Genomic DNA, 12857 nt, shown 5'->3' with positions numbered 1-12857 from the left:
CCGATGAACACGCCCCGCCCCCTGTGCCTCCGGGTCAACCGGACCACGTACCAGCTCGATGCCGAGGTCGATCCCGACACGCCGCTGCTCTACGTCCTGCGCAATGACCTCGCCTGCAACGGGCCAAAGTACGGCTGCGGGCTGGGCCAGTGCGGCGCATGCACGGTGCTGGTGGACGGGGTGGCGGCGCGCTCCTGCGTGATTCCCGTGAAAGCGGTGGCGCAGCGTGCCATCACCACGCTTGACGGGCTGGCCGCTGGCGGGCAGCCGGACCCGGTGCAGCAAGCCTTTATCGATGAGCAGGCCGCGCAGTGCGGCTATTGCCTGAACGGCATGATCATGACCGCCAAGGCACTCTTGGCGGAAAACCCCGACCCCAGCGAGGCGCAGATCCGCGAGGCGCTGCGCTTCAACCTTTGCCGGTGCGGCACGCACGTGGAGATCCTGCGCGCGGTGCAACGCGCCGCCGTGCTGCTGCGCCAGGCCGCCGGCCAGGATGGCGCGGCATGAGCGGGCGCGACGACCTCGTCATGGCGCCGGCCAGCCCCGGCGCATGGCAGCCGCCGCCCGAGCGGGAGTGGCTGGCCGGGCACGTCATCCGCCCGCCCGTGCTGGCATGGCAAACCGGCACGCTGCATAGCGCCCGCCTGATCGACTGCAATGAGGCAGCCGCGCGTGCCCTGCCTGGCGTTGCCACGGTATTGCGCCGTGGCGACTTTCTCGGCATCGCTGCCGATACCGCGCCACAGGCGCAGCAAGCCGTCCACGCGCTGCGCGCCCGCTGGCAAGCCCCGCCGAAAGCGGCAGCCTCGGGCTTGCCGCTCGCCCGCCGCATCGTTGCCGAACACGGCGACGCCGCGCAGGCCATGGCGGATGCCGCCGGCCGCAGCGCGCAGGACTATCCATGGCCACTCGCCGGCCTGCAAGCCGCCGGCTGCTCCGCGATGGCGGACTGGCGCGACGGCGCGCTGCGCGTGTGGCTGCCCAGCCGCCGCCCCGGCGCGTTGCGGGCCGAACTCGCCGCCCTGCTCGGCATCGGCGAGGACCGCATTACCTTGATCTGCTGGCAGGCTCCGGGCCACGACGAAGATCCCCTGTACGCCCACCACGCCGCCGCCGATGCCGCCCTGCTGGCGCATTCGGCCGGGCGAGTGGTGCGCGTGCGCGTCGAGGCGCATGAACTTGGCGCCACGCAGGCGGTGGTCAACACCCACATCGAAAGCGCCTGGACACGCGATGGCGAAATCGCCGCCTATGCCGTCAATACGGCCGTGGATGCGCGCGGCAGCGCTGCGGTCATGCATGCGCCGCCGCTGGCCTTGTGGCTGACCCGCACGACGGCGCCGGTCACCGAAATAGAGCCGCAAGCATCCGCTGGAGGCGACACGCGCGACGACGCCATCCTGCCCCCCTACCGCTTTGACAGCCTGAGCGTGACGCAGGCCGACCTGCCGGGACAGCCGCGCGTGGAGAGCACGCCGGCGCAGGCAGCGCGCGCCCACGTGTTCGCGCATGAGTCGCACCTGGACGAAGTGGCGGCAGCTAGCGCGCAGGATCCCGTGGCCTTGCGGCTGCGCCATCTCGACGACACGCGCGGCGCTGGCCTCGTGCGCCGGGTCGCGGCGCAGGCCAACTGGCAGCCACGCGGCGAACGCCCGCAAGCGCAACAGAACGTACGGCGCGGACGCGGCTTTGCGTACGCCAGCACCATTGAAGCCGGGCTGGCCGATGGCGGCCAGCCCGTGCACAGCTGGTCGGCCTGGGTGGCGGAAGTCGAAGTGGATGCCACCACCGGCGAGGTCAGCGTCACCGGTGTCACGCTAGGACACGACAGCGATGCGGGCGAACAAGGCGGGGTCGATGCCGCGGCCTTGCAGCAGGAGGCCGCGCGCGCCGCGCAGCAACTCACCGTCGACGGCAGCCGCTCCGATAGCTGGCCCGCCGCCAACCTGCCCGCGGTACACGATGCCAGCCTGCCGGCGCTTGCCACCGCGCAATTGCCGGAAGTGCGCGGTGGCGGCGCGCTGCGCCCCGCCAGCGCCACGCTCGGCACGAGCGCGGCTGTCACCCTGCCCGCCGCGCCGGCCGTGGCCAATGCCATCTTCGACGCCACCGGCGTGCGCCTGCGCGAGCCGCCCTTCAGCGGCGAACGCATCCGGCTTGCGCTCGCCGCGCAGGCCAATCCCGAGAGCACACCCAAGCGCGGTGCCGCCCGCAAGCGCAACTGGCTGCTGGCCGGCGCCACCGCCGCGGCCGGCTTGTTTGTCACGGCCATGCCATGGCGCGCGCCCATCGCCCCGGTGGCCCCGCCGGGGGCCGGCTTCTACTCGGCCGCGACCATCGAGCGCGGCCGGCTGGTAGCGGCGGCCGGGGATTGCGCGGTCTGCCATACGGCGCCCAACGGCGCGCGCAACGCGGGCGGGCTGGCGCTGGACACCCCATTCGGCACCATTTACAGCACCAACATCACGCCCGATGTCGAGACCGGCATCGGCAACTGGTCCTACGCGGCGTTCGAGCGCGCCATGCGCCAGGGCATTCATCGCGATGGCCGGCATCTTTACCCGGCGTTCCCCTACACCGCCTTTGCCAAGACCAGCGATGGCGATCTGCAAGCGCTCTACGCTTACCTGATGGCCGCCGAGCCGGTGCGCGCCAAGGCGCCCGAGACCGCGCTGGCCTTCCCCTACAACCTGCGCCCGCTGATGGCGGGATGGAACCTGCTGTTCCACAGCCCAAAGCCATTCGAGGCCGATCCGGCCCGCTCGGCGCAGTGGAACCGTGGCGCGTACCTGGCCGAAGGGCTGGGCCACTGCAGCGCCTGCCATTCGCCGCGCAACGCGCTGGGCGCCGAGCAAGGCGGGCGGCGCTATCTTGGCGGCGGCGAGGCCGAAGGCTGGGAAGCGCCCGCGCTGGGCAAGCTGTCGCACGCGCCGGTGCCGTGGACGGAACAATCGCTGTTCTCCTACCTGCGCACCGGCTACGCCCCGCATCACGGTGCGGCGGCCGGGCCGATGGCGCCGGTAATCGAAGAGCTGGCGCTGCTGCCCGAGGAGGATGTGCGCGCCATCGCGCACTATGTGGCATCGTTCGGCGACGCGCAGCCCGATGCGGCGTTAGCCAGCGCACAGGCGCGCCAGCTTGAGCAACGCAGCGCTGACGCCGCGCGCACGCTCGGGGGACCCGCCGCGCGCCTGTACCAGAATGCCTGCGCGGTCTGCCACCAGAGCGACCAGGGCATCAGGCAATTCGGCATCAAGCCGTCGCTCGCGCTCAATACCAATCTGCACGGCGACAAGCCGGACAACCTGATCCGCGTGCTGCTGGATGGCATTCCCACGCCGGGGACCAGCGATCTGGGCTATATGCCAGCCTTTGGCGAGAGCCTGGACGACCGTCAGCTGACGCAACTGGTGCACTACCTGCGCAAGCGCTTCGCCCCCGACAAACCCGCCTGGGACAACGTGGACGATACGCTCGCGCGGCTGCGCGCGGCTCCCGCTCACCGGCCCAATCACCAACCCAATCATTAAGCAGGCCCCGATCAATACCGGTCCTGCCTGAAGCCACCAGTCCGCCATTTTTCCGGCAAGCCACCTTGCCGCAGCCGCCTGCCGCGCGTACCCGCTGAGTACGCCGCACGGCAGGGGGAAAACCCCGAGGAGAAAACCACCACCACGCTCTTGCCAGCTTTTTTTATGTAGCTTACGCTGAACCATCATGTAGCGGGCACTACATGAGTGCCGGATGAAGGAAAGCGGTGCCGCCCCTGCACAAGGACGGCGCGTAACACCCCGGCCAGCCCGCCGGAAACCATAAGAAGACAGCCATCCATCACTGAACAGGCCTGGCCCGCTGCTTGCATGGCAAACAGCACAAGCCAGCCGCCCGCGGCGGTGGCAAAGACACACACACGGTAGACAACGGTAAACAGTAAAGGAGTGAACATGTCGTATCAGTATCCAGACGGCGCGGCGGGCGTACTACCCGCGGCGGCCGAGCCAGACATCTACCGCAAGGTGACCTGGCGCCTGATCCCGTTTTTCTGCGCCTGCTATCTCGCCGCCTATCTCGACCGCATCAACGTCGGGCTGGCCAAGCTGCAGATGCTGGACGACCTGCACTTCAGCGAGACGATCTACGGGCTAGGCGCGGGCCTGTTCTTTGTGGGGTACATCCTGTTCGAGGTACCCAGCAACCTGGTGCTGCAAAAGGTGGGGGCGCGCCTGTGGATCGCCCGCATCATGGTGACGTGGGGCTTGCTGTCAGGGGCGACCATGTTCGTCACCACGCCAACGCAGTTCTACGTGCTGCGCTTCTTGCTGGGCGCGGCCGAGGCCGGCTTCCTGCCCGGCGTGCTGCTGTACCTGACCTACTGGTTCCCCACCCACAAGCGCAGCAAGATCATCGCGCTGTTCATGATGGGCCTGCCGCTTGCCAGCATGATCGGCAGCCCGCTGTCCGGCTGGATCATGACCGCTTTCGCCGGCATGCACGGCTGGGCCGGCTGGCAGTGGCTGTTCTTCCTCGAGGCCATTCCCTCGGTGCTGCTGGGCGTGATGGTGTTCATCTACCTGCCCAACGGCATCAAGGACGCCAAGTGGCTGCAGGCCGACGAAAAGCGCACGTTGCAGCGCAACCTGGACACGGACGTGCTGGTGGAGAGCAACCACTCGCTCATGGCCGCCTTCACCGATCGCCGCGTGTGGATGCTGGGCCTGATCGACATGTGCCTACTGATGGGCACGTACTCCATCGGCTTCTGGATGCCCACCATCATCCGCGACTCCGGCGTGGCCAGCCCGCTGCACATCGGCCTGCTCACCGCCATCCCGCACGCCGCGGCGGTGATCGGGATGCTGCGCAACGGCGCCCACTCCGACAAGACGCGCGAGCGCCGCTGGCACATTGTGCTGCCCACCCTGGCAGGCGCCGCCGGCCTGGTCGGCAGCACCTTCGTCACCGGCTCCACCTCCGCCACCTTGGTGATGCTGACGGTGGCCAACGTAGGCATCGTGGCGACGTTCCCGGTGTTCTGGTGCCTGCCATCCACCTTCCTGAGCGGCACCGCGGCCGCCGCCGGCATCGCGCTGGCCTGCTCCATCGCCAACCTGGGCGGGTTCGCGGCCACCTACCTGCTGGGCTGGCTGAAGGACACATTCCACAGCCCCAGCGCCGGCCTGATCCTGTTCGCAGGCTGCCTGGTGGCGAGTTGCTTCCTGGTGCTGGCGATGCCGGCCAAGGTGGTCAACCGCTAGCCTGGATCAAGCCCGTGCCGGAGCCGCCGAACGGGCAAAATCCGCGCGCCCTGACGACGGCTGTCTCTCCCTCTCCCCTCAGGGGGAGAGGGCCGGGGAGGTTCCTGGGTAGGGGTGGCTTAGCTAGGAGCCACTTGAAGCGAAGCCCGTGGGGTTATCCAGCACGCTGGCATGACGAGCGCCCGCCCTCTCTCCCAACCTCTCTCCCGCGCGCGGGAGAGAGGAGCAGGACAACGTAGATCCGGATTTGTCAGCAATCTGAGCTCCCGAGGAATCGGGAGCTTTTTTTGTGGATTTTTATGCGCTTTTCCGCTGACTTCGCTCACAACAACTGATCGTAAATGAGCAGATTCTGAAAACGTATTTCCCAATGCCACAGCCGGTTTCTGGCATTTCATGTGATAGAGTCACTACGAACGTAAATCCAACCCGGCAGGCAAGCCATGAAACTGGAAGACCGAATCAATCGCTCGCTGACGCAGCGCGCCGCGACTGTCATCCTGCGCTCGGAGCTTGCCAAGCTGGGAAGCTCCGCACAGGTGGGCCGCGTGCTAGCCCGTCTTGTGGACGAGGGCAAGCTGGTCCGCGTTAGCAAGGGAGCGTTCGCCAAGACGCGCGTCAACAAGTTCACCGGAAAGCCAACGCCCGCCGGCACGCTCGAAGACATTGCTGCCGAGCTGTTCCAGAAGCTTGGCATCGCGATCTCCCCAAGCCAGCTCGCGGAGGAATACAACAGCGGCAGGAGCACCCAGATCCCGATGGGAAGCGTTGTCAACACTGGGCGCCGGCGCATCAGCCGGCAAATCACGGTAGGCGATCGGACCATCCAATATGAAAGCCATCACCGCTGAGCTCAAGTCCGACATTGAAGACGCTGCCGCAGCTGGCCTGCTGAGCAGCTTGCCGCCCGCCGTAGCGGAAAAAGACATCCACATCACCGATGCGCTGATTGCACTCTCCAAAATCCGGATCGCGCACATTGCACATCGGCAAGAGCGCAGGAAGGGAGATACCCGCCCGGCTCGGGTAGCATTGAAGAGCCAGCTTGTCTTTGCCGGCGGCACCTGCCTGTCGAAAGCCCACGGCCTCATCGAACGGATGTCGGAAGACATCGACATCAAGGTTCTGCTGGAAAACGCTCCGGATGGCTATGCGCTGCCGAAAGGTCATTCGACGCGCAAGCGCCTGGGCGACATCCAGACCGAACTGGAGGAGCGCCTGACCCGGGTTGGCTTCGTCTTTACGAAAATCGAAGACAAGAACAACCCGTTCTCCAATGACAACCGTCGCTACTACAGGCTCGCGGTTGAGTATGGTCCGCAATTCAAGGATGTCTCCGGCGTCTTGCGTCCAGAGTTGAAAGTCGAGCTCATCCATCGTCCGCCCAAGCTCCCGGTCGAAGCGCTCGACATGGGCTACCTGCTGGATCGTTTCATTCCCCGCGACACGCCGGTTCGTTTCCAGATGCTTGCGATCTCGGTCGCGGAGACCCTTGCGGAGAAGGTGCTCTCGCTCTTGCGACGCTGCGCCTGGAAGTGGGATGGGCACCAGCGCGGCGACTCCGACCCGGCGCTGGTTCGCCACGTCTATGACGTCTGGCGTATCCACACGGCACGGCCAGAGGCAATCGAGCCGGCTCGCGCTGTCTTTGCCGCGCTCGTGGTAAAAGACGTTGAAGAGTTCAAGGGCCAACATCCTGGGTTCGATACCAAACCCTACGCAGTCCTGAGCAACGCGCTGGATCGCGCCCGTAGCGACGAAGGCCTGCGCCGAGATTTCTCGCAGCGCCTGCTCCCTCTCCTGTTCGCAAAAGAGAAGCCAGTTTTCGAGACCTGCTTTGCGTCTTTCGCCGCGATCGCAGAGCACTTCCTGACAACGGCAAGTGTGACGAAGTCCGGCTGGCACCCCCCGCCACCGTGCCTTCCCGACAACAAAGATTGAGCCGCGCGCCGCTTATCCGTACCATGCTGCCCATGCAAAGCAGGATCAAGGCAGGATAACGGTATGACTCTCAAGACTCTGGACGGCGCGCTGGCCTTGCTGACCTACTTCACGGTGCGCCAGCCCACCTGGGGCGTGCGCGAGCTGGCCAAGCACAGCGGCGTGCATCACGCGGTGGTGCACCGCGTGCTGGCCACCTTTGCCGCCAACGGTTTCCTGGTGCAGGACGCGGCCAGCGGCAAGTATTCGCTGGGGCTGCGGCTGTTCGAGCTGGGCCAGGTGGTGCGCAAGACGTTCTCGCCCGCAGAGGTGGTGCAGCCCGTGCTGGAAAAGCTGGCCGCGCAAAGCGGCGAGACTGTCTTCCTGTCGTGGCTGGACGGCCATGAAGGGCTTTGCGTCGGCATGGTCCAGAGCCAGCATCAGCTGCGCTTCTCGATTGAACTTGGACAGCGCTTTGCGCTGCACGCGGGCGCGCACGCCAAGGCCATCCTGGCCTTCCAGGACGACGCTTTCCGGGCCCGTGTGCTGGAAAACGCCAGGCAGCGCGCCCAGGACCAGCCTGCGCTGGCCGCGCCCGATCCCGCCGTCATCGAGCCGCAGCTTGCCGAGATCCGCGAGCAGGGCTGGGCCCACACGCGCGGCGAGGCCGCCGCCAGCGTGGCGGGGCTGGCCCTGCCGCTGTGGTCGCGCGACCAGACCGAGGTGGTTGGCTCACTGGCCATTGCGGGCCCGCAGCAACGCCTGAATGAGGAGTCGGTCCCGCGCCTGCTGGAAGCCCTGCGCGAAGCCAGCCGCCGGCTGGAAGAGGTGGTGGGTTTCGGGCGCTAACGCGCCCACAAGGCGCGCGCCACCGCATCGCCGCCGGCGCCACCACCGAACACAAGCTGGCCGATGGAGAACCCCAGCTCGCGGTAGCTCTCCCACTGCGCTTCATTGAAGAACTGCTCGATCGTGGGTTCCTGCGGAAAGGCCGGATGGCCGGCGCCGTACTGCTGCACATCAACCGGCGCCGAGGCAATCGGGCAGGGCTTGAGCAGCACGATGCGCGATACGGGACGGCGCGTGGCGGCGGGCTCATCCGCCCGAAACACGTTCAGCAGCAGCGCGCACTTGTTGGCCGCCGCCTGGCCTTGCCGGGCCGCCGGCAGAAAATCTTCCTGCGTGCCGAACACGCCGCCCAGCACGGCATCGCCGGCGGCCGCGGCATCGACCACGATCTCCAGCCCCATGTCGATGCGAGCGAGCCGGATCAGGTTGGCCAGGTCGCCGAACTGGTAGTCCGGATCCGCCCCGCAATCGCACAGTACGACCAGCCCCACCCCGCGCTCGGGCCGCAGCAGCTCATACACGGCGGTGTTCTCGAAATGCCCGCCGTCCGACAGGTATTGCCAGCCGCGCCGCGTACCGTGAAAGCGCGCGCTCAGCTCGCAGGCCAGGTAGTACTGCGTGCGAAACAGCGTGATCAACCCGCCCAGCCAGGGCGTCCCGGCGCGGTCCGCCTGCACGCGGCTGCGCTCGGCGCCGCCGGCGCGCGGCGCGCTGCCGGCATCCAGCGGGTACGACGGCCACCAGGTGCCCAGGCGCAGGTTGGCCAACCCTAGCAGCAGCGATGTGCCCAGCGTGGTGGAGCGGCCCAGCCCGGTGGAGACCACCGCGCCCGAGGTCGCGATCCAGTCGCCCAGCGTGCGCGATTGCGAGAGCTCGCTGCCGCCCGCCTTGTGCGTCTGCGGAAAATAGCGCTGCCCGTCCACGGTGAAGCGTACGAAGGAATCCTCGGGCACGGCGCGAGAGCCCGTCGCCGGCAGCACGAAGGGGCCTGGCGCCACGCATAGCGGCTTGCCCTTGCGATCGCGCTGCACCAGTTGCTCGGCGGGATCCACGGTGAGGTTGAGCGTGACATTGATCAGGTGCAGCGGCGCCAGCATGGCGGGATCGTAGTAGGTGTTCAGGCTGAGCGCGTCGCCGTGCGCGGGCTCGGCCACGCTGAACCTGGCGCGCCTGCTGGCATGCTGCTGAGCGGGCGCCGCGCCGCTGCCGGGCATGAAGCGCTTGCCGTTGGAGCCGCCGAGGTAGGCGCGGGTCAGGCGGGCCGAGTAAAACGGCTGCAGCGTCGACAGGTTCAGGAAACCGGCGAAACGCCCGGCAATCATGGTCAGCCCGAGCGCCAGCACGCTCAGCGTGCACAGCACTGGCGTGGTGTAGGCATTGCCGAAGGTGAACCAGTCGAGCGGCTCGCCGCCGTTCCACCGCACCCACAGCACCAGCCACGACCACAGCACGAAGACCAGCAGCGCCACCACGGCGGCGGCAGCGCCGGCCAGCAGCGACACAGGCAGACGCGCGCGCCGCGTGCCGGCCTTGCCATCGACCAGCGCCGCGCCATAGCGGATCAGCCAGACCAGCGCACCCAGCATCCCCGCCAGCCCGAGCGTGCGCCAGGGCTGATGGGAGGCCTGCGTGTAGAGATAGAAGGTGCGCGCCACGGTGTCCGCCACGCCCAGCGCCGCGAGCCACAGCGCAACGCCGATGGCCTGGCTCAGCAGGCGCGTGGCCCGCACCCGGTAGTCCTGCACTGTCGCCGGCGGCACCCGGCACAACACGAAGCAGCAAGCCACGCCTGACAGCGCCAGCACCGCCATCGCCAGCAGCAGGCACGACAGCACCAGCCCTGGGCCGAGGTGGTGCAGTGCCGCAGCCATCACCAGCATCGCCACGCCGGCCAGTGCGGCCAGGCGCGTGGCGAGACTGTCAAAGCGCAAGGCCGCATTGCCATCGCCGCCGCGCGGATAGACCAGCCAGTACGCCACGCCCGGCGGCACGGCAAACAGCAGGAGCGCCGCCAGCGGCAGCCACAGCAGCTCGCTCCACCAGATCGCCAGGCCGCCCTCGTTGAACACCTGGCGAGCGTCGTGCAGCAGGTCCATCTCGTGCCGGCCCAGGTCGAGCCAGGTGCCGATGGCGAGATGGCGCAGCAGCGCCAGCACCGCCAGCAGCAACAGCAGCGCGCTGCCGATCACGTACTGCATGGCGAACCAGTTGCGCACCACCAGCGAGGCCGCGTAGAGCGAATCGCCGGCCCCGGTCGGCGTCAGGTAACGCCCGTTCTCGCGCAGCCACGCCACTGCGGCGCGCCCCGGGTCTGGGGCGTAGGACGCCGACGAGCGGATGCGCCCCGGCGGCTCATGCTGCAACGTGCGGTAAGCAAGTGCCGCAGCCTCCGGCGGCGTGGTGTCCGGCTTCAACCGGCCCGGCACAAACAGGCTGCAGAAGAAAGCGCCGATGTAGCCGCCGCCGCTGACGGTGGACAGGTAATCGAACTGGCCGAGCAAGGCGGTGGTGGCTGGCTCGGGGGCGGGGACGATGGCGTCCGGTCCGTCGCCTTCCTGGATGGCGTCCGCAGCGGCCGGACCGGCCACCGGTGGCGTAGGCGCCTTGGCCAGTGCCTGCATCACGCCCAGGCAGAACGTCGCGCTGCGGATCCCGCCGCCCGAGAGCGCCAGCGCCCAGTTGCTGTCGCCATCGCGCGCGCGCCGGGCAATCCCGAGCTGCCGGCGCCGGCGCGCGATGCGGGCCAGTTCGTCATCCGAAGGCTGCTCTTGAACCGGCATGCGGGGCCCTTTCCTTTGCACATTCGCACATTCCCGCCCAAGTATAGGCGGCGTCATGGCGTGGCAAAGCGCGCACGCGTGCGCCGTTGCGCAGCGGCGTTCGGTGTTTACCCGGATTGTTCGGGCCCACAGCGCGGCCTAGCATTCCACAATAACAGAGACACTGTCTCTCAAATGGAGACAAAACAGCAAAACGCAAAGATCGCATGCCGGGCTGGCGCTGCGGCTTTGGTCGCGCGACAGGCGCACGGTAGTGGGATCGCTGGGCATCGTCGGGCCACTGCAAAGACTGGACATACAGGCCGTTCCCCGCCTGCTGGACGCGATGCGCCGGGCCAAGGGGCCAATCGAGGAGGTCGCCGGCTTCATCCGCTAAAAAAACATGCGGAGAACACTGGCAGGACAGATGATGAAAGGTAGACCCATGGAAACCCCGGCAGCAATGAACCCACCCCTGGCGGCCAAGCCCGCCACGCGCGCGCGCATCACCGAGCCCTTCCTGCTGCTGGTATCGGTGGGGCTGTCGGTCTTCGGCGCGATGATCGGCATGCAGCTGATCGTCTCGCTCGGCATCTCGGCCAACACGTCGATCATCGGCGCGCTGATCGCCATCGTGTTCTCGCGCATTCCGCTGGAGATCACGCGGCGATTTCGCGTGCTGGAGCGCCAGAACCTGGTGCAGACGGCGATTTCCTCGGCCACCTTCGGCGCGGCCAATTCCCTGATGATCCCGCTCGGCGTGCCCTACGCCATGGGCATGCCGGAGCTGGCCACGCCGATGCTGATCGGCGCGGTGATCGCCATGTTTGTCGACGGCGCCATGCTGTACTTCCTGTTCGGCAGCAAGATCTTCCCGGCGACCGGCACCTGGCCGGCCGGCATCGCCACCGCCGAGGCGATCTGGGCTGGCGACCGCGGCGGGCGCAAGGCAGCCTTTCTCGGCCTGGGCATCGCGGTGGGCGTGGGCGGGGCCTGGCTGGGCATCCCGATGTCGGCCTTTGGTGCCGCGTTCCTCGGCAACCTGGCCGCGCTGACCATGTTTGGCCTGGGGCTGCTGACGCGCGGCTATTCGGTGCCGCTGCTCGGCATCGACATTGCCAAGGCCTATATCCCGCACGGCCTGATGATCGGCGCCGGGCTGGTGGCGCTGTTCCAGGTGGCACGCGAGATCCACAAGTCGCGCAACGCCCCGGCCGCCGACGCGCGCACCATCGAAGTCCCGGCCGCGCGCGCCAGCCGCATTCTCTCGGGCGGCTTCCTGGTCTACCTGGCCATCGCACTGCTGATCTCGGTGCTGGCCGGCCATGTCTCGGATATGTCGCTGGGCATGCTGGTGGCATTCGTGCTCTACGCCGCGTTTGCCGCCTATGTGCACGAGCTGATCGTGGGCATCGCGGCCATGCATTCGGGCTGGTTCCCGGCCTTCGCGGTGGCGCTGATCACGCTGACCATCGGCATCCTGATCGGTTTCCCGCCGACGGCGCTGGCGGTGCTGGTGGGCTTCTCCGCCGCCACCGGCCCGGCCTTTGCCGACATGGGCTACGACCTCAAGACCGGCTACCTGCTGCGCGGCGAAGGCCGCGACATGGAGGCGGAGCTGGCCGGGCGCAAGCAACAGTTCTTCGCCGCGATGATCGGCTTTGCCGTGGCGGCCGTGGTGGTGCTGGTGTTCCACGGCACCTTCTTCTCGCAGGGCCTGCTGCCGCCGGTGGACCGCGTCTATGCCGCGTCGATCAAGGCCGGCTCGTCCGCCGAGATTGCGCGCAACCTGGTGATCTGGGCCATTCCGGGCGCGCTGTTGCAGTTGCTGGGCGGCTCCAGGCGCCAGCTTGGCATCCTGCTGTCCACCGGCATGCTGATCGCCTCGCCGCTGGCCGGCTGGGCCGTACTCGCAGGGCTGCTGATCCGCTTCGTGCTGCTGCGCCTGCGTGGCGAGCGCGATATCGCGGAGATGAGCGCTTTCGCCGGTGGCGTGATCGCGGGCGACGCGCTGTTCAGCTTCTTCGGCTCGGTCACCAAGCTGCGCAAGTAAGCCTTGCCGAAGCCCCTT

Annotated in this window: 8 protein-coding genes; 7 read left to right on the top strand and 1 reads right to left on the bottom strand. The window is 67.8% G+C overall.

Annotated features, from left to right (window positions below; genetic code table 11):
* The first annotated feature begins 3 nt into the window (after nucleotides 1-3).
* The 6 genes from AC1RWI_RS30005 (at nucleotide 4) to AC1RWI_RS29980 (ending at nucleotide 8027) form a co-directional block, all read left to right on the top strand.
* On the top strand, nucleotides 4-510 hold the full coding sequence (locus tag AC1RWI_RS30005) for a (2Fe-2S)-binding protein (RefSeq protein ID WP_492870121.1): 507 nt from the start codon (nucleotides 4-6) through the stop codon (nucleotides 508-510).
* Complete coding sequence (locus tag AC1RWI_RS30000; protein ID WP_492870119.1) at nucleotides 507-3533, top strand: c-type cytochrome; 3027 nt, start codon at nucleotides 507-509, stop codon at nucleotides 3531-3533. Before AC1RWI_RS30005 ends, AC1RWI_RS30000 begins: the two co-directional genes overlap by 4 nt.
* A gap of 414 nt (nucleotides 3534-3947) precedes the next feature.
* Nucleotides 3948-5258, top strand: coding sequence for an MFS transporter (locus AC1RWI_RS29995; RefSeq protein ID WP_492870118.1), 1311 nt, complete (start codon nucleotides 3948-3950; stop codon nucleotides 5256-5258).
* A 443-nt stretch (nucleotides 5259-5701) separates the two neighbouring features.
* Nucleotides 5702-6109 (top strand): DUF6088 family protein, encoded by a 408-nt coding sequence (locus tag AC1RWI_RS29990; RefSeq protein WP_043352873.1) that lies wholly within the window; start codon nucleotides 5702-5704, stop codon nucleotides 6107-6109.
* A complete protein-coding gene (locus tag AC1RWI_RS29985) occupies nucleotides 6090-7199 on the top strand; it encodes a nucleotidyl transferase AbiEii/AbiGii toxin family protein (protein ID WP_052494846.1) in 1110 nt (369 codons plus the stop codon). Before AC1RWI_RS29990 ends, AC1RWI_RS29985 begins: the two co-directional genes overlap by 20 nt.
* 63 nt (nucleotides 7200-7262) lie before the next feature.
* Nucleotides 7263-8027 (top strand): IclR family transcriptional regulator, encoded by a 765-nt coding sequence (locus tag AC1RWI_RS29980; protein WP_043352872.1) that lies wholly within the window; start codon nucleotides 7263-7265, stop codon nucleotides 8025-8027.
* On the opposite strand, the gene AC1RWI_RS29975 is transcribed toward AC1RWI_RS29980, so the two are convergent.
* Nucleotides 8024-10807 carry a hypothetical protein gene (locus AC1RWI_RS29975; protein WP_492870117.1) on the bottom strand — a complete coding sequence of 928 codons (2784 nt, stop codon included), beginning with the start codon at nucleotides 10805-10807 and terminating at the stop codon, nucleotides 8024-8026. The two genes, AC1RWI_RS29980 and AC1RWI_RS29975, sit on opposite strands and share 4 nt — an antisense overlap.
* 442 nt (nucleotides 10808-11249) lie before the next feature.
* On the opposite strand from AC1RWI_RS29975, the gene AC1RWI_RS29970 reads away from it, so the two are divergent.
* Entirely contained in the window at nucleotides 11250-12839 is a 1590-nt protein-coding gene (locus tag AC1RWI_RS29970) for an OPT/YSL family transporter (RefSeq protein WP_144409915.1), read from the top strand.
* Nucleotides 12840-12857 lie beyond the last annotated feature (18 nt).

Source organism: Cupriavidus sp. MPR-AND1C (assembly GCF_058809705.1).
This window is presented reverse-complemented; position numbering and strand designations above follow the sequence as displayed.

Bases quoted from the DNA above. Each gene is read 5' to 3' on its own strand.
- AC1RWI_RS30005 (WP_492870121.1), top strand. From the start codon at position 4: ATGAACACGCCCCGCCCCCTGTGCCTCCGGGTCAACCGGACCACGTAC.
- AC1RWI_RS30000 (WP_492870119.1), top strand. From the start codon at position 507: ATGAGCGGGCGCGACGACCTCGTCATGGCGCCGGCCAGCCCCGGCGCA.
- AC1RWI_RS29995 (WP_492870118.1), top strand. From the start codon at position 3,948: ATGTCGTATCAGTATCCAGACGGCGCGGCGGGCGTACTACCCGCGGCG.
- AC1RWI_RS29990 (WP_043352873.1), top strand. From the start codon at position 5,702: ATGAAACTGGAAGACCGAATCAATCGCTCGCTGACGCAGCGCGCCGCG.
- AC1RWI_RS29985 (WP_052494846.1), top strand. From the start codon at position 6,090: ATGAAAGCCATCACCGCTGAGCTCAAGTCCGACATTGAAGACGCTGCC.
- AC1RWI_RS29980 (WP_043352872.1), top strand. From the start codon at position 7,263: ATGACTCTCAAGACTCTGGACGGCGCGCTGGCCTTGCTGACCTACTTC.
- AC1RWI_RS29975 (WP_492870117.1), bottom strand. From the start codon at position 10,807: ATGCCGGTTCAAGAGCAGCCTTCGGATGACGAACTGGCCCGCATCGCG.
- AC1RWI_RS29970 (WP_144409915.1), top strand. From the start codon at position 11,250: ATGAACCCACCCCTGGCGGCCAAGCCCGCCACGCGCGCGCGCATCACC.